At 71.7% G+C, this 19,873-nt stretch carries 20 protein-coding genes and 1 pseudogene; 14 read left to right on the top strand and 7 right to left on the bottom strand.

Annotated features, from left to right (window positions below; all coding sequences use genetic code 11):
• Positions 1-59 precede the first annotated feature (59 nt).
• Positions 60-650, top strand: a complete 591-nt coding sequence (locus ACWCPY_RS26400; protein WP_451268915.1) for a hypothetical protein — start codon at positions 60-62, stop codon at positions 648-650.
• 139 nt (positions 651-789) lie between these two features.
• Here the strand turns inward: ACWCPY_RS26400 and ACWCPY_RS26405 are convergent, their stop codons facing one another.
• Entirely contained in the window at positions 790-1,347 is a 558-nt protein-coding gene (locus tag ACWCPY_RS26405) for an NAD(P)H-dependent oxidoreductase (protein WP_451268917.1), read from the bottom strand.
• A gap of 120 nt (positions 1,348-1,467) precedes the next feature.
• On the opposite strand from ACWCPY_RS26405, the gene ACWCPY_RS26410 reads away from it, so the two are divergent.
• The 5 genes from ACWCPY_RS26410 (at position 1,468) to ACWCPY_RS26430 (ending at position 6,275) form a co-directional block, all read left to right on the top strand.
• Positions 1,468-2,121, top strand: a complete 654-nt coding sequence (locus tag ACWCPY_RS26410; RefSeq protein ID WP_451268919.1) for a TetR/AcrR family transcriptional regulator — start codon at positions 1,468-1,470, stop codon at positions 2,119-2,121.
• A 155-nt stretch (positions 2,122-2,276) separates the two neighbouring features.
• Positions 2,277-3,278: an Acg family FMN-binding oxidoreductase gene (locus ACWCPY_RS26415; protein WP_451268921.1), complete on the top strand. Its 1,002-nt coding sequence runs from the start codon at positions 2,277-2,279 to the stop codon at positions 3,276-3,278.
• 38 nt (positions 3,279-3,316) lie between these two features.
• Entirely contained in the window at positions 3,317-4,201 is an 885-nt protein-coding gene (locus tag ACWCPY_RS26420; RefSeq protein ID WP_451268923.1) for a universal stress protein, read from the top strand.
• 93 nt (positions 4,202-4,294) lie between these two features.
• Entirely contained in the window at positions 4,295-5,431 is a 1,137-nt protein-coding gene (locus ACWCPY_RS26425; protein ID WP_451268925.1) for a hypothetical protein, read from the top strand.
• A gap of 43 nt (positions 5,432-5,474) precedes the next feature.
• Entirely contained in the window at positions 5,475-6,275 is an 801-nt protein-coding gene (locus tag ACWCPY_RS26430) for an AraC family transcriptional regulator (RefSeq protein WP_451268927.1), read from the top strand.
• A 29-nt stretch (positions 6,276-6,304) separates the two neighbouring features.
• On the opposite strand, the gene ACWCPY_RS26435 is transcribed toward ACWCPY_RS26430, so the two are convergent.
• Positions 6,305-6,742 carry a GNAT family N-acetyltransferase gene (locus ACWCPY_RS26435; protein WP_451268929.1) on the bottom strand — a complete coding sequence of 146 codons (438 nt, stop codon included), beginning with the start codon at positions 6,740-6,742 and terminating at the stop codon, positions 6,305-6,307.
• A 188-nt stretch (positions 6,743-6,930) separates the two neighbouring features.
• Here ACWCPY_RS26435 and ACWCPY_RS26440 point away from each other — a divergent pair, with 188 nt between their 5' ends.
• Together ACWCPY_RS26440 and ACWCPY_RS26445 are read left to right on the top strand one after the other, a co-directional pair.
• On the top strand, positions 6,931-7,125 hold the full coding sequence (locus ACWCPY_RS26440; protein WP_451268931.1) for a hypothetical protein: 195 nt from the start codon (positions 6,931-6,933) through the stop codon (positions 7,123-7,125).
• 63 nt (positions 7,126-7,188) lie between these two features.
• On the top strand, positions 7,189-7,932 hold the full coding sequence (locus ACWCPY_RS26445) for a Mut7-C RNAse domain-containing protein (RefSeq protein ID WP_451268933.1): 744 nt from the start codon (positions 7,189-7,191) through the stop codon (positions 7,930-7,932).
• A 111-nt stretch (positions 7,933-8,043) separates the two neighbouring features.
• Here ACWCPY_RS26445 and ACWCPY_RS26450 read toward each other — a convergent pair.
• Both ACWCPY_RS26450 and ACWCPY_RS26455 read right to left on the bottom strand, forming a co-directional pair.
• Positions 8,044-8,526 (bottom strand): annotated as a pseudogene (locus tag ACWCPY_RS26450) (MarR family winged helix-turn-helix transcriptional regulator); the annotation flags it as partial.
• Positions 8,527-8,585: 59 nt separating this feature from the next.
• The gene (locus ACWCPY_RS26455; RefSeq protein ID WP_451268935.1) at positions 8,586-9,158 is read right to left on the bottom strand and encodes a TetR/AcrR family transcriptional regulator; all 573 of its coding nucleotides are present in this window, start codon (positions 9,156-9,158) and stop codon (positions 8,586-8,588) included.
• A gap of 125 nt (positions 9,159-9,283) precedes the next feature.
• Here ACWCPY_RS26455 and ACWCPY_RS26460 point away from each other — a divergent pair, with 125 nt between their 5' ends.
• Entirely contained in the window at positions 9,284-10,750 is a 1,467-nt protein-coding gene (locus ACWCPY_RS26460; protein ID WP_451268937.1) for an FAD-dependent monooxygenase, read from the top strand.
• A 67-nt stretch (positions 10,751-10,817) separates the two neighbouring features.
• Here ACWCPY_RS26460 and ACWCPY_RS26465 read toward each other — a convergent pair whose 3' ends face one another.
• Positions 10,818-11,102 carry a hypothetical protein gene (locus tag ACWCPY_RS26465; protein ID WP_451268939.1) on the bottom strand — a complete coding sequence of 95 codons (285 nt, stop codon included), beginning with the start codon at positions 11,100-11,102 and terminating at the stop codon, positions 10,818-10,820.
• A 503-nt stretch (positions 11,103-11,605) separates the two neighbouring features.
• Between ACWCPY_RS26465 and ACWCPY_RS26470 the strand changes: the two genes are divergently transcribed.
• Together ACWCPY_RS26470 and ACWCPY_RS26475 are read left to right on the top strand one after the other, a co-directional pair.
• Complete coding sequence (locus ACWCPY_RS26470) at positions 11,606-11,941, top strand: YnfA family protein (RefSeq protein WP_451268941.1); 336 nt, start codon at positions 11,606-11,608, stop codon at positions 11,939-11,941.
• Between the two features lie 58 nt (positions 11,942-11,999).
• On the top strand, positions 12,000-12,758 hold the full coding sequence (locus tag ACWCPY_RS26475; RefSeq protein ID WP_451268943.1) for an SDR family NAD(P)-dependent oxidoreductase: 759 nt from the start codon (positions 12,000-12,002) through the stop codon (positions 12,756-12,758).
• Between the two features lie 154 nt (positions 12,759-12,912).
• On the opposite strand, the gene ACWCPY_RS26480 is transcribed toward ACWCPY_RS26475, so the two are convergent.
• A complete protein-coding gene (locus ACWCPY_RS26480; RefSeq protein ID WP_072488093.1) occupies positions 12,913-14,106 on the bottom strand; it encodes an RtcB family protein in 1,194 nt (397 codons plus the stop codon).
• A 170-nt stretch (positions 14,107-14,276) separates the two neighbouring features.
• Between ACWCPY_RS26480 and ACWCPY_RS26485 the strand changes: the two genes are divergently transcribed.
• The 3 genes from ACWCPY_RS26485 to ACWCPY_RS26495 all read left to right on the top strand — a co-directional run bounded on the left by ACWCPY_RS26485 (position 14,277) and on the right by ACWCPY_RS26495 (position 17,936).
• Positions 14,277-15,179 carry a DUF3558 domain-containing protein gene (locus tag ACWCPY_RS26485; RefSeq protein WP_451268945.1) on the top strand — a complete coding sequence of 301 codons (903 nt, stop codon included), beginning with the start codon at positions 14,277-14,279 and terminating at the stop codon, positions 15,177-15,179.
• 242 nt (positions 15,180-15,421) lie between these two features.
• Positions 15,422-16,330: a DUF3558 family protein gene (locus ACWCPY_RS26490; protein ID WP_451268947.1), complete on the top strand. Its 909-nt coding sequence runs from the start codon at positions 15,422-15,424 to the stop codon at positions 16,328-16,330.
• Positions 16,331-16,538: 208 nt separating this feature from the next.
• Entirely contained in the window at positions 16,539-17,936 is a 1,398-nt protein-coding gene (locus ACWCPY_RS26495; RefSeq protein ID WP_451268949.1) for a DUF2637 domain-containing protein, read from the top strand.
• 113 nt (positions 17,937-18,049) lie between these two features.
• Here ACWCPY_RS26495 and lysS read toward each other — a convergent pair whose 3' ends face one another.
• A complete protein-coding gene (lysS, locus tag ACWCPY_RS26500; protein ID WP_451268951.1) occupies positions 18,050-19,816 on the bottom strand; it encodes a lysine--tRNA ligase in 1,767 nt (588 codons plus the stop codon).
• Positions 19,817-19,873: the final 57 nt, after the last annotated feature.

Raw genomic sequence — 19,873 nt, forward strand, 5'->3', positions numbered from 1 at the left:
GATGATCGGGTTGCGCGGCGGGGGCTGTGTCTCCTAAGTAGTAGTCGGGTGGATGAGATATGCATCGCGGTGGCGGAGTGGGCGAAGGGACCGACGACCTGGGGCCCGAGCCTGCCCGGCGGGGTCGGCACCGGCGTGAGGCGGAGCGCGAGCAGGGCATACGGGCCGGTGGTCCGCAGGGTGGCGAAGCCGGAAGCAGGAGTGGTGGCCGGGTGGGGGTGACCTACAAGTACTTCGGTGCCCCTGATGGGGCCACCGCGGCACGCGTGCCCATTTCGATGCGCCCCGAGGAACTCGGCGGCGACGAGCTGGGCATGGGCGGCATGTTCACCAAGATCAAGCCGGAGACGGTGGCGGCGATGGTCCTCACCGGAATCCAGGGCATACCCCTGCACCGGGTCCCCCCGCTGGAACTGGTCGTGCTGCACCCCGACTACGCGGTGGTCAAGCTTCCGATGACGGTCGTCGACCCGCTGCGCGGCGTCGGCGAGGAGTCGGTGGGCGCCGCGGCGTTCATCTGGTCCACGGTCCCGGACCGCGGCGGCCCGCGCGACGCGTTCAACGTGTACCAACTCCTGCACGAGTGGCAGGACTTCTCGCACCGGCTGCATGACGCGGGACACCAGGCGTACTGCCTGGTCTGGCCCTGACCCGGGCCCGTTCGGCGCGATGGCGTGGCGGGGCGTGCTCACCCGCCCGGGGACTCCCGGAGCATGACGACGGCGACGGCCGGGCGTTCCCGCCCGCGCCGCCGCCGTCGTATGCGCAGGGCCCGACAGGCCCCGGAGGTCAGGCAGCCACCGAGGCGGCCGAGCGCACCTGGGCGACGACCTCGGTGATCGCGGTGACGACCTCGGCGTCGTCCGCGGGGTGGGTGTCGGCGAAGCGCGTCACGGAGCCGGGGATGGACAGCTTGGCGTCCTCCAGGACCACGGCGCCCGCGATGCCGACGGACTTGCGGGCGTCGTCCTGCGCCCAGACGCCGCCGTACTGACCGAAGGCGGTGCCGACCACGGCGACCGGCTTGCCGGAGATGGCGCCGGCGCCGTACGGGCGCGACAGCCAGTCGATGGCGTTCTTCAGGACGGCCGGCATGGTGCCGTTGTACTCGGGCGAGAACAGCAGGAAGGCGTCGACCCCCGCCGCCGTCTCACGCAGCCGGGCGGCGGCCGCCGGGACGCTTCCCTCGACGTCGATGTCCTCGTTGTAGAAGGGGACGTCGGCCAGGCCCTCGAACAGCTCGATCTCGGCGCCCTCGGGGGCGTGCTTGGCGGCGGCCTCGGCGAGCTGGCGGTTGTGCGAGCCGGCGCGGAGGCTGCCGACGAGGGCGAGGATGCGTACAGACATGGGAACTCCCGGAAGGCGGCGAGGCAGTTGGAACAAGCAAGCGGACCATGGTCCGTTTAAAGTTGTACCACCTAAACGGACCACGGTCCACTTATTCTTCCCGGGCGTTACGCTGAGGCCATGACCGGCTCCGTCACTCCTCCCCCTAGGCTGCCCGAACCAGGAAAAGAGCGGACGAATCTCCCGCTCGCCCCGACCGACGAACCCCCGCAGCTACGAGCGGACGCGGCGCGCAACCGCACGCTCCTGCTGGACGCCGCCTCCCGGCTGCTGTCCGGGTGCGGGGCGGCGGACCTGACCATGGAGTCGGTCGCCGTCGCCGCGGGAGTGGGCAAGGGAACCGTCTTCCGGCGCTTCGGCGACCGGGCCGGCCTCCTGATCGCGCTCCTGGACCACCGGGAGAAGCAGTTCCAGGCCGCCTTCCTCTCCGGTCCGCCGCCGCTGGGCCCCGGCGCCCCGGCGGCAGACCGGCTGCACGCCTTCGGACCCGCCGTCCTGCGCCACGAACGCGATCACCACCCGCTGATCCTGGCCAGCCGGACCGACCCGCTGCGCGGCTACGCCGTCCCCGCGCTCCATCTGCGCATCAACCACATCGCGATGCTGCTGCGGCAGGCGAACGTGCCCGGCGATCCGGAACTGCTGGCGCACACCCTGCTCGGCTCCGTCGACACCGCCCTCGTCCATCACCTCACCGCCGAGCGCGGCATGCCCCTGGAGCGCCTGGAAGAAGCCTGGCACCACCTGGTCACCCGGCTCGGGGCGCCCGCGTAGACGCACCGGCACCCCGCCACCTCCGCCTTTCCCCGTACAACGGGATCCCGAGAATCGCAGGAACACCGACCTTCGGGAGGAAAGACCCATATCGCCTCGGCGGCTCTTGATACATGCTGGAGGGACATCGACAGTTCCCGACCCCCGGGGGTCCGATGTCCACCGAGACACTCACCGACGCCGTGGTGACCGGCCTCGTCGCCGACGCCACCGCCGCTCCGTCCATGCACAACGCCCAGCCCTGGCTCTTCCGCTACGGACGCCGCAGCCGCACCCTCGTCCTCCGCGCCGACTTCGAGCGCCGGATGCCGGAGGCCGACCCCTCCACCCGCGCCCTTCACATCGGCTGCGGCGCGGCCCTGCTCAACCTGCGGGTCTCCGCCGCCCACCACGGCCTGGACGCGGTCACCGCGCTGCTGCCCGCACCGTCGGAGCCGGCCCTCCTGGCATCCGTACGCCTGGACGACCGCCCCGACGCCCCCCTCGGGCCGTCCGACGAGGCGCTCCGCGCGCTCCATCCCGCGATCGCGGACCGGCACACCAGCCGCTATCCGTTCGACGAGCGGGCGATCCCCGACGACGTCCGGGCGCGCCTCACCGCGGCGGCCGGTGCCGAGGGTGCGGACCTCGCGTTCCTGGCCGGGCCCCATCTGGAGACCGTGCTCGGCCTGATCCGGGATGCCGAGGGGTACGACCGCGGGGACCCGGCGCGGGAGGCCGAGCAGGAGTACTGGGCCCGGAACACGAAGTCCGACGCGCCGGTCGACGGCATCCCCGACTACGCCTTCGGCCCCCGCGACGCCGCCGAGCAGGCGACCAACCGTGACTTCGCCGGCACCACCCCCCTCGCCGGCCGGGCCCGCGTCCGGTTCGAGCGCCGGCCCCAGCTGGCCCTGCTGAGCACGGGGGGCGACCGCCCGGCGGACTGGCTGCTCGCCGGTCAGGCACTGGAGCGCGTCCTGCTCACCGCCACGCTGGAGCAGGTGTCCACCTCGTTCGCGACCCAGCCCCTGGAATGGCCGGACCTGCGCTGGGTCCTGCGCGACCCGGTCCACGGCGCCGGACACCCCCAGATGATCATCCGTCTGGGATACGGGCCCCGGGGACCGCGCACGCCGCGCCGCCCGCTGGACCGGGTGCTGACGATCGAACCGTAGGAACGCCCGGAAGAGTCCCCGAGAGAAGGCGGTGTGCGATGCGGCTCCCCGTGGTCGTCGGAGTGGACGGATCGGAAGGCAGTCTGCGGGCCCTGGACTGGGCCGCGGCGGAAGCGGCACGCTCCCGGCTCCCCCTGCGCATCGTGCACGCCTCGCTGTGGGAGCACTACGAGGGGCTGCGGCCCGGCGCCGACGACGAGCACCCCGGCGAACAGGCCCTCGCCGAGCACCTCGTCGCCTCCGCCCGGGACCGCGTGCGGGACCTCAGGCCCGAGGTGCGCGTGGTGTCCGACGTGCAGCCCGAGGACCCGGTGGCCGCACTCGTACGGGAGAGCCACAAGGCGGCACTCGTCGTGCTGGGGTCCCGGGGCCGGGGCCGGATCGCCGGAATGCTCCTCGGCTCCGTCGGGCTCTCGCTGGCCGGCCGGTCCCACTGCCCGGTCGTGGTGGTTCCCGCGGTACTGCCCGCAGCACCGGCAGAACCCGGCCGCGTCGTCGTCGGGATCAGCGACGCCGACGCACCCTCGGCGGCCGCCGTCTTCGCCCTCGCCCAGGCCGCGGCGCGCCACGCCGAACTGATCGCCGTACGGGCCTGGCGCCGCCCCGCGCACGAGCTCCTGACCCACCCGCCGCTCCCCGGCTCCCCCGCGTCACCGCAGCGCCGACGGGCCGGGGAACACCTCGACGCGGTCCTGGGGGCGCTGGCCGAAGGGGACGATTCCGCAACGGTCGTCCGCCGGTCGGTCGTGCAGGGACCGGCGCACCAGGTACTGATCGACGCCGCCGAGAAGGCGGAACTGCTGGTCGTCGGCGCCCGGCGGAGCGGCGGATGGCACGGGCTCCAACTGGGCCCGGTCAACCACGCGGTGCTGCATTACGCGCCCTGCCCGGTCGCCGTCGTCCCGGACACGTACCAGGGCTGATGCGCGTCGGGCCACGGCCGTACGGTTCTCCTCGTACCGATGCACTCACGTTCGAGTCGCTGCACCCACGCACGAGGGGAAGGGCCCGCCCACATGGTCGACGCCGCCGTCGCACGCCTTGTCGCCACGCTCGCCGCACCGCTGGACCGGGTGCGGGACGCGGCGGACGCCCCGGAACTCCTGCGGTGGCCGGCGCCCGGTGACGGGCGGTCGGCGGGTGGCCGGCGCCTGCTCGTCCAGCACGGTGACACCGAACTGGCCGTCGTCGACCCCGACTCCCCGGACGAGCCGGCGGTCCGCTTCGCCGCGCCCTGGCCCCGCGGCTCCGGCACCTGCGCGGTGGCCCCGGACGGCGGCCTCGCGATCTTCGCCGGGGTGCACGCGGTGCGCGCGGTGGACCGGACGGGGGCGGTGCGCTGGGAGGTCCGGCACGGCTGCCGGGAGGGCAGCTGCCGCACCCTGCACACCACGTACGAGGAGTACGCGACCGACCGCCGCCACCTCTACGCGGACAGCGGCTCGGCCGTGTTCTCCGCGGACGGGAGCCTCGTGTGGGCCCATGTCCGCGGCCCGGTCGCCGCGTTCGGGCCCGATCCGGAGGCGCTGGACGAGTGGCTGGTCCTCGACGCCGCCGACGGACGGGTGCTCGGCCGGGCGGAGGCGGAGACCGCGGCGGTCGGCTCGGACCACGTCCCGCACCCCGACCCCGCCCGCATGGGACTGTGCGTCGGCGAGGGGCAGGACGGGGTGCCGATGCTGTGGGGCAGATGGGACGGCGAGCGGCTCTCCGTCCAGCGGTTCTGCGACGACGAGCGGATCCTGACGGATGTGAGCCCCTCCGGCGACCGCTTCCTGACGGTGACCCATTACGAGGAGACCCTCGGCGTGCACCGGGTCGACGACGGTTCCGTGCTGTCCGAGCTCGACACCGAGCACACCGTCCCCCGCCACCCCGGGGCCGATCCCGACGACCGGGACGCCGACGAGACGCTCTGGGACTACGCGTGCGGCTTCCTCGACGAGGAGACCGTCGTCGCCGGTACGTCGGAGCGGGACGAGGAGTACGGCGAGGCGCGTCACTGGCTGGTGGGCACCACCGGGGCGGGGATGCGGCTGACCGCGCAGATCGCGTACCCGTTCCCGGTGTCCGGCGCGCCCACGGCCCTCGGCGACGGCACCTGGTACACGGTGTCGGAGGCGGGCGACGCACTGCATGTGTGGAGCCGGTAGCCGGCCGGACACGGGCCGGGGAGGGCGCCATAGGATCGCCGTCATGGCCGGTCCTCGACGCGACACCCGGGGCATCGTCGACGCCCCCGAGCTCTTCGCCCAGGTACGTTTCCGCCGCCGTGAACCCGCCGCCGGGCTACGGCCGTACCTGGAGCACTACTGGCTGATCGACTGGGACCTGTCCCAGCCGTACGCCTCCCACCTGGTGCCGCACCCGTCGGTGAACCTGGTCTTCCAGCGGTACGAGGACGAGGCCGATTTCGTGGAGGTCTCGGGCATCGGGCTCGCTCTCTTCACGCAGAAGCTGGCGGGCCGGGGCCGGGTCTGCGGGGTGCAGTTCCGGCCCGGCGGATTCCGGCCGTTCGCACCGGACCGGCCGGTCTCGGAGTGGACCGGGCGGCGGCTTCCGGCCGCCGAGGTGTTCGCCCCGCCCGCCCCGCCGTCGGACGTGCTCGGCCCGGCGGACGAGGACGCGCGGGTGGCGGCGCTCGACGCGTACCTGCTGGCGCTGGCCCCGGAGCCGGACCCGCAGGCCGAGCGCGCGATGGCCCTGGTCGACCTGGTGCGCACGGACCGCACGGTGCGCCGCGTCGGCGAACTCGCCCGCATGGAGGGGGTGTCGTCGCGCTCCCTCCAGCGGCTCTTCGCCACCTACGTCGGCGTCGGCCCCAAGTGGGTCATCCTCCGCTACCGCATCCACGAGGCGCTGGAGCGGGCCGAGTCGGACCGGCAGGTGGACTGGGCGGCGCTCGCGGCGGAGCTCGGCTACAGCGACCAGGCCCATCTGACCAGGGACTTCACGGCCACGGTCGGCGTACCCCCGACGGCGTTCGCGCCGCACTGAGCACCCGGCCGGGTCCGGGCGTCCGGCGTTCAGTCCGAACCGAGGGCCTTGTCGAAGTTGAACGCGACGATGTCCAGCCGCTCCCGCAGATAGAAGCGGTGGGCATCGGTGCGGTGCGTGCCCGAGTCCAGGTTGAGGTGGAGACAGCCCGCCTCCCTGGCCCGGTCCTCCAGATGCCCGAGGAGCCTTCGGCCGACCCCGGTGGAGCGGGCGCCCTCGGCGGTGACCAGGTCATCGACGTACAGCATCCGGATCTGACTGGTGTTGTCGACGACGCGCCACCCGGCCGCGCCCACACAGACACCCCGGTCGTCGTAGGCGGCGCTGAACCGCAGACCCTGCCCGTATCCCCGCTCGTAGACCTCACGGAAGAGGTCCTCGGTGAGGTGGGGGCGGAGTTCACGCAGGACGGGAAGCAGGTCGTCGGCGAGTCTGGCGTCGCCGGGTTCGAGGTCGGTGATCTTCATGCGGGAACTGTAGAGGCGCCCCGCCTCCGCCCCGCCGGCGCCTTCGTTCCCGTATACGTTCCCGCCTGCTTCTCCACCTGCTTCCCCACCTGCCGAAACCGTTTGACGGCCCGGGACCCCTCCGGGATACCGCCGAACAGGTCGGCCTGCTGGCGGCGGCGAGCGGACGCCCCATCACCGTCAACACGGTGTCCGGGGCGGCCTGGAAGGAGTCAGTGGCCGCCCATCTGCCCGGGCCGATCGCCGACGCGCTGCTCGCGTACGCGGCCGCCACGGACGGCTCCCCGGACGAGGTGACCGGCGACGTCGAGAAGCTGACCGGCCACCCGGCCCGCACCTTCGCCGCCTGGGCCGGGGAACACGTCACGGCCTTCCGCCCCTGACCGCACCCGCGGGCGATCGAAACCCCCTGGCTGGCACACCCCGGCCGATGACATCCTGACGGGGTGAACGGACCGGAGATCCACCTCGAAGTCGCCCCCGAGCTGAGGCTCTTCGTCGCCCATGAACGCCGCCGGGGACGCACTGCCGTGACCACCGACGGCGCCTCCACCCTCGGCCATGTCGTGGAGTCGCTCGGCATCCCGCTCACCGAGGCCGGACAGATCCTGGTCGACGGCCGCCCCGTGCCCGTCTCGCACATCCCGGGGGACGGCGAGCTGGTCGAGGTCCGGGCCGTGGAGCGCCCTCAGCACGTCCCGGGCGCGCCGCTGCGGTTCCTGCTCGACGTCCACCTCGGCACGCTGGCCCGGCGGCTGCGGCTGCTGGGCGTGGACGCGGCGTACGAGAGCGAGGACATCGGCGATCCCGCGCTGGCCACCCGGTCGGCGAACGAGCGGCGCGTACTGCTCTCGCGGGACCGCGGGCTGCTGCACCGCCGGGAGATCTGGGCCGGCGCGTACGTCTACAGCGACCGCCCGGAGGACCAACTCCGCGACGTACTGGGCCGGTTCGCCCCGCACCTCGCACCCTGGACCAGGTGCACCGCCTGCAACGGCCCGCTGCGGACGGCCGACAAGGACTCGGTCAGCGACCACCTGGAGCACGGCACCCGGCGCTCGTACGACGTCTTCGCGCAGTGCACGGAGTGCGACCGCGTCTACTGGCGGGGCGCCCACCACTCCCATCTGGAAGCGATCGTCACCAAGGCGCTCCACGAATTCGCGCCCGCTCCGGCGGACGGGGCGTAGCTCCGGGGAGGGGGTACGGCCTCAGCCCCGCCCGGGGCCGGTGCCCGAAGGCCCGGTATCCGAAGGTCCGGCATCCGAAGGCCCGGCGGCCGTCGCATCGCCCGCGGCGGTCGCGTCGCCGGCCTCCCGCAACGCCTCGACCTGCGACGCGCTCAGTTCGACCGTCCGCCGCATGTGGGTGATGAGCAGGGCCACTTCGTTGTCGTCGTACGCCTCGAACATGGCCGCCCACGCCCCGTTCAGCCGCTGCCACACCGCGCCGATCTCCGCCATCCGCTCCGGCACGGTCGTGACGAGCACCCGCCGCCGGTCGACGGTGTCGCGCTCGCGCGTCACGTACCCGCCCCGCTCCAGCCGGTCGACCAGCCGGGTCGCCGACCCCGTGGTCAGCCCGGTCAGCTCCGCGATGCGGCCCGTGGTGACCGGGGCCGTCTCCAGGCCGAGCAGGTTGAGACACTGCAGGTCGGTCGGGTGGAGCCGCAGGTGGTCCGCGACGGCCTGGTTGAAGAGCGCGTACGCGGCCATGTAGCGGCGTGACTCGACGGTCAGCTCGGCCATCAGCGCACTGCGGCGGGGCTGGGACTTCTGCGACATGCAGAGAGTGTACGAAGCAGGCAACTCGTCCGTCCCGGCCCTGATCCGCCGGCCCGGCCCTACGGCGCCTCGGCGGTCAGGTAGCGCTGGACGGTGGGCGCGAGCCAGGCGATCAGCTCGTCGCGCGACATCTCGACGGCGGGCCCGAAGCGCAGCACGTAGCGCGTGAGCGCCATCCCGAGTATCTGCGCGGCGACGAGCGCCGCACGGTGGGGCGCTTCGGCCGGATCGGGGCAGACGCCGGCCGTGACCGCGCCGATCTGCTCGGCGAAGACCGCCCGCATCCGCTCCGCGCCCGCTTCGTTGGTGACACCGACCCTGAGCATGGCCGTGAGCACGTCGTCGTTCTCCCAGCGGTCCAGGAAGTGCGCGACGAGGACCGAACCGACGTGCTTGCCCGGCAACGCCCCCAGCTGCGGCATCCGCAGATCGATCGCGGAAGCGGCGACGAACAACCCCTCCTTGTTGCCGTAGTAGCGCATGACCATCGACGGGTCGATGTTCGCGTCACGGGCGATGGCCCGGATGGTGGCGCGCTCGTACCCGTCGGCGGCGAACCGCTCGCGCGCGGCTTCGAGAATCGCCGCCTTGGTGGCATCCGAACGGCGGGGCGCGGTGGCGGGCTTCGTCATGCCAACAAATGTAGGCCAACAACCGTTGACATGCCAGCCCCGCCGGAGCTACCGTTGCCAACAAGCGTTGACCAACACTTGTTGGCATGAAGGTGAGAGCCGATGAACGGGCCCAGGAGGCAGTCATGACCACCACCCCGCGCACCGCACCCGAGACCGTCGACGTGATCGTCGTGGGCGCGGGCCCCACCGGCCTGCTGCTCGCGGGGGATCTCGCCACCCAGGGCGTCTCCGTGACGCTCGTGGAGCGCCGCCCGCACCGGACGAGCAATATGACGCGCGCCTTCGCCGTACACGCCCGCACGCTCGAACTGCTCGACAGCCGCGGCCTGGCCGACGAGCTGATCAAGACGGGCACCTCCCTCAGCTCCCTGCGCTTCTTCGGCAAGCTCTCGCTCGACCTCGGCCGGCTGCACACCCGCTTCCCCTTCGTGCTGATCACCCCGCAGTACGAGGTGGAGCAGCTGCTGGAGCGCCGTGCCCGCACCGCCGGCGTCCACTTCCGGTACGAGACGGAGCTGACCGGGCTCCAGCAGAGCGCCGCGTCGGAATCGGTCGGCGCCGAGCTGCGCGAGCCGGACGGCAGCCGGTCCACTCTCACCGCCCGCTATCTCGTGGGCGCCGACGGGATGCGCAGCGCCGTACGCCAGGCACTCGGCCTGCCCTTCCCCGGCAAGTCCGTGATCCGGTCGATCGCCCTCGCCGACGTCCGGCTCACCGAGGAGCCGGACGACACCCTCACGGTCAGCGGCGGCGGTGACGCGTTCGCCTTCATCGCCCCCTTCGGTGACGGCTGGTATCGCGTGATGGGGTGGAGCCACTCCCGCCAGGCCGCCGACAGCGGCCCCTCCGACCCCGTCGATCTCGAAGAGCTGCGCGAGATCACCCGAAGCGCCCTCGGCACCGACTACGGCATGCACGACCCGCGCTGGATCTCCCGCTTCCACAGCGACGAACGCCAGGTGCCGCGCTACCGCACCGGCCGGGTCTTCCTCGCCGGGGACGCCGCCCATGTCCACTCGCCCGCGGGCGGCCAGGGAATGAACACCGGCCTTCAGGACGCCGCCAATCTCTCCTGGAAGCTCGCCGCCGTGCTGCGGGGGCGGACGACCGACCCGGAGGCGCTCCTCGACAGCTACCACGCCGAACGGCACCCGGTCGGCACGAAAGTGCTCCGCTCCAGCGGCGCGCTCGTCCGCCTCGCCATGGCACGCACCCCGCTCCAGCGGGCGGTCAGAACCCTCACCGCCAACGCGCTGTCCAGGGTCCGGCCCGCCTCCGACAAGACCATCGGCATGGTCTCCGGCATCTCGATCGCCTACCCGGCCCCGCGCGGCGCACATCCCCTGACCTCGAAGCGCGCCCCCGACCTGAGCCTGCGGGAGGGCCGTCTGCACCAGTTGCTGCGCGACGGGACGTTCGTCCTCGTCACCCCCGCCGGCGCCGCCGTTCCGGCGTCACCGACCCCGCTGGTGCACGCCCACTGGCGGAGCGACCGCGCCACCACCCTGCTCGTCCGCCCCGACGGCTACATCGCCTGGGCGAGCGAGCACCCCGACCCGGCGGAGCTGCGGGCCGCCCTCACCCGATGAGCACGCGCCCCGCAGCTCCGGCCGCGAAGCCCGAACCGCCGCCCACGAAGCCCGCATACTCCCGGGCTCAGAACACGTACTCGTCCCCGGTGGCCGGAGCCAGCACCTCGTGGTCGTTGTTCCCGGGGTTCCGGTCGGTCGCGCCGCCGTTCCACAGCGTGTCGACCCGTACGACCACCTCGTCCGGCCGCTCCAGGAGCCGCAGGTCGAGGGCGAGCCGCCGCTCCTCCGCCCCGTCGGCGTGCAGGGCGCCCGTCCGGCACAGCACGGTCCACCGGTCGGTCTGCAGACAGCTCCGCGGGAGCTCCTGTCGCGCGGCGAGCGCCACCGATGTCCGCACGCGCACGGTCACACCCGCCAGGTTCGACGGGCCGTGGTTCTCGGTCCGTACCCGGACCCCGAGCCCCGAGCCCCACAGCAGGACATGCCCGTGGTGCGACACATCGGCCTCGGGCTCAACGGCGGAGGAAGACGCAAGGGCGGAAGAGGGCGCAGCGGCCGGGGAGGGCACAGAGGGCGAAGGGGGCAGAGACACCGAAGGAGCGGCAGCCGCGGCACCCGCCCCCAGCACCACCGTCGAAGCCAGCGCCACTGCCACTACCGCAGCCACAGCCGCTGGTGCGGCCGGCACCACTGCCTGGGCTTTCGCGGGGAGGGTTCGTGCGACTCCATGTGTCACTACCATGCCCCGAAGATACAGATCACCCTGAATTATCCGTATTGACCGACCGGTTCGGCGCGCCTTCACCGCTCGCTCGGCCCTCACGCACCTGCCGCCCGGCCCCGCACTCGGCTCTCACCCGGCCCCGCACTCGACTCTCACCCGGCCCGTCACCTCGTGAAACGCTGGGCCCCATGTCCGTCACCCGCTCCGTCGCCCTGTTCATCGTCGCCGCGCTCTTCGAGATCGGGGGTGCCTGGCTGGTCTGGCAGGGTGTGCGCGAGCACCGCGGCTGGATCTGGATCGGTGCGGGCGTCATCGCCCTCGGCGCCTACGGCTTCGTCGCCACGCTCCAGCCGGACGGCGAGTTCGGCCGCATCCTCGCCGCGTACGGCGGTGTCTTCGTCGCCGGCTCGATCGCCTGGGGCATGGTCGCCGACGGCTACCGCCCCGATCGGTGGGACGTGATCGGCGCGCTGATCTGCCTGGCCGGCATGGCCGTGATCATGTACGCCCCCCGCAACCACTAGGAAGCCCCGCGCCTGCCTATCCTGACCCCGTACCGATCAGCTGTCCGAGGAGTCCGCCATGGCCGCCACCCCGATCGCCGTCGTCACCGGAGCGAGCAGCGGCATCGGTGCCGCGACCGCCCGGCAGCTGGCCGCAGCCGGCTACCGCGTCGTACTGACCGCCCGCCGCAAGGACCGCATCGAGGCGCTCGCCGCCGAGATCAACGAGGCGGGCCACCAGGCGGCGGCCTACGCGCTGGACGTCACCGACCGCGCCGCGGTGGACGAGTTCGCCACGGCGTTCCGTTCCCTCGCCGTCCTCGTCAACAACGCGGGCGGCGCGCTCGGGGCCGACCCGGTCGCCACCGGCGACCCCGCCGACTGGCGCCAGATGTACGAGACGAACGTCATCGGCACGCTCAATGTCACCCAGGCCCTGCTCCCCGCCCTCACCGGGAGCGGCGACGGCACGGTCGTGATCCTCTCCTCCACCGCGGGCCTCTCCACCTACGAGGGCGGCGGCGGTTACGTGGCCGCCAAGCACGGCGAGCACGTCCTGGCCGAGACCCTCCGCCTGGAGATCGTCGGCACCCCGGTCCGCGTCATCGAGGTCGCCCCCGGCATGGTCAGGACGGAGGAGTTCGCCACCACCCGCTTCCGCGGCGACACCGAGAAGGCCGCCAAGGTCTACGCGGGCGTCGACGCCCCCCTCACCGCCGACGACGTGGCTGACACCATCACCTGGGCCGTCACCCGGCCCAGCCACGTCAACATCGACCTCCTCGTGGTCCGCCCCCGCGCCCAGGCCTCCAACTCCAAGGTCCACCGCACCGGCTGACCGAAGCGGCCAGGAGGGAGCGGCCGCGAAAGAGCCACCGGAACAGAAGGAAGAGCCCCGGACACACCACCCGCGTCCGAGGCTCTTCCGTCATCCGTGCGCGACGGCCATCAACAAGCCGTCAACAGGCCACCAGCGGGCCGTCGACAGGCCCTCAGCCCTTCACGCACACGATCTGCTTGAGCTTGGCGACGACCTCCACCAGGTCCCGCTGCTGCTCGATGACCTTCTCGATCGGCTTGTACGCGGCCGGGATCTCGTCCACGACGCCGGAGTCCTTGCGGCACTCCACACCCCGCGTCTGGTCCTCCAGGTCGCGCGTCGAGAAGCGCCGCTTCGCCGCGTTCCGGCTCATCTTCCGGCCGGCGCCGTGCGAGGCCGAGTTGAACGACTTCTCGTTCCCGAGGCCCTTCACGATGTACGAACCGGTGCCCATCGACCCCGGGATGATCCCGAAGTCCCCGGACCCCGCACGGATCGCGCCCTTCCGCGTGACCAGCAGGTCCATGCCCTCGTACCGCTCCTCCGCCACATAGTTGTGGTGGCAGGAGATGACCGGCTCGAAGGTCACCTTGGCCTTCTTGAACTCCTTGCGGACCACGTTCTGGAAGAGCGCCATCATGATGGCGCGGTTGTGCTTCGCGTACTCCTGCGCCCAGAACAGGTCGTTCCGGTACGCCGCCATCTGCGGGGTGTCGGCGATGAACACCGCCAGGTCGCGGTCGATCAGATCCTGGTTGTGCGGCAGCTTCTGCGCCTGTCCGATGTGGAAGTCGGCCAGTTCCTTGCCGATGTTCCGCGATCCGGAGTGCAGCATCAGCCAGACCGAACCCGACTCATCGAGGCAGAACTCGATGAAGTGGTTGCCCGATCCGAGCGTTCCCATCTGCTTCGTGGCCCGTTCCTGACGGAACTTGACCGCATCGGCCACCCCGTCGAACCGACCCCAGAAGTCGTCCCAGCCCGGCGCCCGGAAGCCGTACAGCTGGTCCGGCGCCACGGCCTCGTCGTGCATGCCGCGCCCCACCGGAATGGCCTGCTCGATCTTCGAGCGGAGCCGGGACAGGTCGCCCGGCAGGTCATTGGCCGTCAGCGAGGTCTTCACCGCGGACATTCCGCAGCCGATGTCCACACCGACCGCCGCCGGGCAGACCGCACCGTGCATCGCGATCACCGAACCGACCGTCGCCCCCTTGCCGAAGTGGACGTCCGGCATGACGGCGAGGCCCTTGATCCAGGGCAGCGTGGCCACGTTGCGCAGCTGCTGCATCGCGACGTCCTCGACCGAAGCCGGGTCGGCCCACATGCGGATGGGAACCTTCGCCCCCGGCACCTCTACATAAGACATAGTTCCTCGATTCCCCCGAAAAGTCTGAAAGCGCAAAACCGGTGCCAAGGTCGGCAAATAAGTCGGCCGACCGGCATTCACAGCGGCGCGTGCGATACACATTGTGTCCACCGGTCGCCATCGAGCGGCAACCGTTTTTCGCACGAAGGGAGCCCAGGGCCGTGCGACGAATGGCCTATGTAACCGGCACCGCGCTGCTGGCAGCGCTCGTCGTCGGCTGCAGCGCCGACACCGGAACCGGTGGTTCCGCAGGCGACAGCAAGCCCGGCGAGACAGCCGTCGCCGCAGCGGCCCCCGGCAAGTACCAGACACTTCCCGATCCTTGCCGCGCCGTCGCGACGTCCACGCTGAAGGACCTGCTCACGGGCGCCGCCGAACTCTCCGAGGAACAGCAGAAGAAGGTGTACGAGGGCACCGCCGCCGTCACCTACGACACCGACCGCCGGGTCGGCTGCCGCTGGAAGTCCGAGGACTCCTCCTCCTCGCACACCCTGTCCATCGACTTCGAGCGCGTCGTCTCCTACGACCCCGCGGTGAGCGACGACGACCGCGCCCGCGAGGTGTACGGGAAGAAGGAGACCGCAGCCGGTCTGTCCTCGCCCTCCGAGACCCCCGACGCCACGGACGACAGCACGAAGAAGGCGGAGGACACGAAGAAGCCGGCGCACCCCGCCGCTTCCGACGCCGTTTCCACCACCGCCTCGGCCTCCGGCTCCGCCTCGCACGCCCTGACCGGCCACTCCTCCGGGACCGGAAGCAGCGAGCCCGGGAACACCGACGACACCGGAAGCACCGACGGGGCCGACAACACCGACGAGGACCCGGGCGACAGCCTCCAGCCGCGCGTCCTCGACGACCTCGGCGACAACGCATTTCTGGACGATCTGCTCACCCGGGCAGGTTCCACCGCACAGCACCGCACGGTGAGCGTGGTATTCCGCACATCGAACGTCATCGTGACCGTCGACTTCACCGAACAGCCGACCGTCTCCACCGTGGTCCCCGACAGCAAGGAACTGCAGGAGAAGGCCCAGACACTGGCCCGTCAGCTGGTCGACAAGTTCAGCGAATGACCCCGTCCGGGGCTCTCCCGGAGCGTGCCGCCCCCGGCCACCGGGTCCCCGGCCGAGGCGGCATCCGGTCGCGGTCCGTCGTACCGTGGCCCTCCGGACAACGCTCCGGAGCAGCTTCCGGGCGACCCTCCGGAAAACCGGCCGACCACACCGGCCGCCCGCCGACCGCCCGCCGACCGCACCGGCCGACCCCCGCCGACCGCCTGGCAGCCCGCCCGCCGCGCCACCCGAGTGAAGGAACCATGCACCGTTCAGCCCCGCGACTCTCCCGCATACTCGCCTGCGCCGCCGTCCCGGTGATGCTCGTCGTCGCCGGCTGCTCGTCGGACTCCGGCGACAAGAAGGAATCGGGCCCGTCCGAGTCGTCCGCATCGGCGAGCGCGACCAAGAAGGCGGAACCGACCGTCGAGCCCGCGAAGTTCTCCGCGCTGCCCGACCCGTGCAAGTCGATCACCAAGAAGACGGTGACTTCGCTGGTTCCCTCGGCGAAGTCCAAGAACGGCACGGCCGCCACCTCCAGCGACGCCTTGTCCCGCGCCGGCTGCTCCTGGAACGGTCTCGACGACAACGGTGTGAAGGGTTCCCAGTACCGCTGGCTCGACGTCGGCTTCACCCGCTTCGACTCGGACCAGTCCCTGGGCAGCGGCGCCAAGCGCGCCCAGCAGGACTTCGACAAGCAGGTCGCCAAGGCCAAGGCGGCCGAGGGCGCCAAGAAGGTCGCCGAGGCGCCCGTCAGCGGCATCGGCGAGCAGGCCACCAAGATCACCTACGACCTCACCAAGACGGGTGAGGACTTCAAGTACGCGACGATCGTGACCCGGACCGAGAACGTCGTCGTCACCCTCACCTACAACGGCGCGGGTTACGCGGGCGCGAAGACCCCCTCCGCCGACGACATCCTCAAGGGCGCCGAGAAGGCGGCCAAGGAAGCGGTGGCCGCCGTCGCCGGCGCGGCGTCGGACAAGCCGTCCGGCTCGACCGCTCCGAGCGGGAAGGCCACGGACAAGACGGACAAGGAGGACTCCCCCAAGTCCTCCGCCAAGGACTCCGGCAAGGACTCCCCCAAGTCCTCCGGAAAGGACTCCTCGGACAGCGGGTCGACGGCCAAGAAGACCTCCGCGCACAAGTCGACCGTCAAGAAGACGAGCTAGCAACACCCCTGCCCAGAAGCGGTTCAGCGAAGCCCGGCGCTCCCCCGAGCGCCGGGCTTCGCCCCTCCCCGCGCAACACGCCGCGTTCCCATGTGCCAGGCTGTGCCCGCCAGAAGTGACAGCAGGACGCCGAACAGGACGTCGAAGCACGGCGTCGGAACATGGCGTCGGATACGGGAGAACGGGGAGGGGAACGCGGGTGGCCGCGATGCAGCTGACACGCACCCACCGGATACTCATCGGTCTCGTGGTCGCCGGTGCGGTGCTCATCGCCGGGATCGGATTCGCGGGATCCTACGCGGCGGTGCGCGAGCTCGCCCTCCAGAAGGGCTTCGGGGACTTCTCGCTGGTCTTCCCCATCGGCATCGACGCGGGCATCTGCGTCCTGCTCGCCCTGGACCTGCTGCTGACCTGGCTGCGCATCCCGTTCCCGCTGCTGCGCCAGACCGCCTGGCTGCTGACCGCCGCGACCATCGCCTTCAACGGCGCCGCGGCCTGGCCCGACCCGCTCGGCGTCGGCATGCACGCCGTCATCCCGGTGCTGTTCGTGGTCTCCGTCGAGGCCGCCCGCCACGCCGTGGGCCGGATCGCCGACATCACGGCCGACAAGCACATGGAGGGCGTCCGGCTCACCCGCTGGCTGCTCTCCCCCGTACCGACGTTCCGGCTCTGGCGCCGGATGAAGCTCTGGGAACTCCGGTCCTACGAACAGGTCATCAAGCTCGAACAGGACCGGCTGATCTACCAGGCCCGCCTCCAGGCCCGCTTCGGCCGCAACTGGCGCCGCAAGGCCCCCGTCGAGTCCCTGATGCCGCTGCGCCTGGCGAAGTACGGCGTCCCGCTGGCCGAGACAGGTCCGTCCGGCCTGGCCGCCGCGGGCATCGAACCGGCCCTGCTGCCCCCGGCCCCCGCCCTGGCCCAGGCCGAACCTGCCGATTCCCAGCCCGAGTTGCCGTACGCCCCCGAGCAGCACGCGCACCACCCGCAGGACGGGCACCTCCAGCAGCAGCACGCACAGCAGCCGCAGTACCAGCAGCACGCCCACCCCTCCGACGCAGGCCCCGGCCCCGGCCCCGCCGAGGAATGGCCCCAGGAGGGCCCCGGCTCGCACGAGAGCCCCTGGTTCGCGGCGCCCCAGGTGCCGGACGACGCGTACGAGAGCGCCTACAACCCGATGTACGTCGAGGGCCTGGAGCCGACCCCGGTGATGGTCCCGTCGGGCCCCGGTGGCCGCACCCGCCCCCTGGGCAACGTGGGCACCATCGGCGCCGTCCCGGGCCCCCGCACCGCGTCCCAGGAACAGCCGCAGCCCCACGAGCAGCCGCAGCTCCAGGAGCAGGCCCAGGAGCCCGAACCGGCCCCGGAACCGGAATCGGAACCGGACGAGTGGGCGCAGGAGGACGCGGAGTTCGCCGCGATCGCGTACGAGGTGTTCGCCGCGTTCGTGAACCAGCACAACGACTACCCCAGCGTCGACGCCCTGGACATACACGTCACGGACGGCCACAACGTCAGGCACCCGCGCAGCGCGGCGCTGATCCGCCGTCTGATGCCGGAGTTCAAGAACCGCTACCACGCCGAGCTCGAAGCGGACCACATCGCCTGAGCCCCGCCCCGTACCCGGCAAGGGCAGTGACAACAGCAGGAACGGCACAGGGCCGTCACCCGAATCACCGGGTGACGGCCCTGTGTGCACAAGGCGCCTACGCGCCCGGCAGCCTACTCACCGAGTAGTCTGCGCACCCGCTCAGTGCCCACGGCCAGCAGCAGCGTGGGCAGCCGCGGCCCGGTGTCCCGGCCGACCAGCAGCCGGTACAGCAGCGCGAAGAACGACCGCTGCGCGACCTTCAGCTCGGGCGTCGGCTTGGCGTCCGGCTCCAGGCCCGCCAGGATCTTCGGCACGCCGTAGACGAGCGTGGTGAGCCCGTCCAGCGACCAGTGCGAGTCCAGCCCGTCCAGGAGCAGCCGCAGCGACTGGCGGCCCTGGTCGTCCAGCGAGCCGAGGAGCTCCTTGTCCGGCTCGTCGCGGACGATGGTGCGGGCCTCCGCCGGGACCTGGCTGGTGATCCAGTTCTCGGCGCGGTCGAGACGCGGCCGCGCCTCGTCCAGCGAGGTCAGCGGGTTCTCCGGGTCCAGCTCGCTCAGGATGCGCAGCGTCTGCTCGTCGTGCCCGGCCGTGATGTCGACGACCGACGCGAGCGTGCGGTACGGCAGCGGGCGCGGCGTGCTCGGCAGCTCACCGGCGGCCGTGCCGATGGCCCGTGCGTACGCGGCGGCGTCGGCCGGCAGCACCGAGCCGTCGGCGACCTTGCGCGCCAGCGAGTCCCACTCGTCGTAGAGCCGCTGGATCTCCTGGTCGAAGGCGATCTTGAAGGACTGGTTGGGCCTGCGGCGCGCGTACAGCCAGCGCAGCAGCGGCGCCTCCATGATCTTCAGCGCGTCGGCCGGGGTCGGCACGCCGCCCTTGCTGGAGGACATCTTCGCCATGCCGGAGATGCCGACGAAGGCGTACATCGGGCCGATCGGCTGCACGCCGTCGAAGATCTCGCGGACGATCTGGCCGCCGACGACGAACGAGGAGCCCGGCGAGGAGTGGTCCACCCCGCTCGGCTCGAAGATCACGCCCTCGTACGCCCAGCGCATCGGCCAGTCGACCTTCCAGACCAGCTTGCCGCGGTTGAACTCGCTCAGCCGCACGGTCTCGGCGAAGCCGCAGGCCGTGCAGGTGTAGTTCAGCTCGGTGCTGTCGTCGTCGTACGAGGTGACGGTCGTGAGGTCCTTCTCGCAGTTGCCGCAGTAGGGCTTGTACGGGAAGTAGCCGGCCGAACCGCCGCTGCCGTCGTCCTCGCTCGCCGCACCGGAGCCCGCCTCGGCCTCCAGCTCGGCCTCGTCGACCTTCTTCTGCTGCTGCGGCTTCTTGCCGCCCTTGGCGCCCGCCGCGGCCGGGTCCTTCTTCGTCCGGTACCGGTCGAGGACGGCGTCGATGTCGGCACGGTGCTTCATCGCGTGCAGGATCTGCTCGCGGTAGGCGCCCGCCGTGTACTGCTCGGTCTGGCTGATGCCGTCGTACTCGACGCCCAGCTCGTCCAGCGCGGCCGTCATGGCCGCCTTGAAGTGCTCGGCCCAGTTCGGGTACGCGGATCCGGCCGGGGCGGGCACCGAGGTCAGCGGCTTGCCGATGTGCTCGGCCCAGGACTCGTCGATCCCCGGGACACCGTTCGGGACCTTGCGGTACCGGTCGTAGTCGTCCCACGAGATCAGGTGCCGGACGGTGTACCCGCGGCGGCGGATCTCGTCGGCGACCAGGTGCGGGGTCATGACCTCGCGGAGGTTGCCCAGGTGGATCGGGCCCGACGGGGAGAGGCCGGACGCGACGACGACCGGTTTGCCAGGCGCACGACGCTCCGATTCGGCGATGACATCGTCCGCGAAGCGGGAGACCCAGTCGGCCTCGGTGCTGCTCTGACTCTGAGCCACGGTCTGCACGTCCTTCTCTCTTGTAGGACTCGTAGGAACAACCCCTGTGGGACTCATCAAGGACTC

This window comes from Streptomyces sp. NPDC002403 (assembly GCF_053593015.1).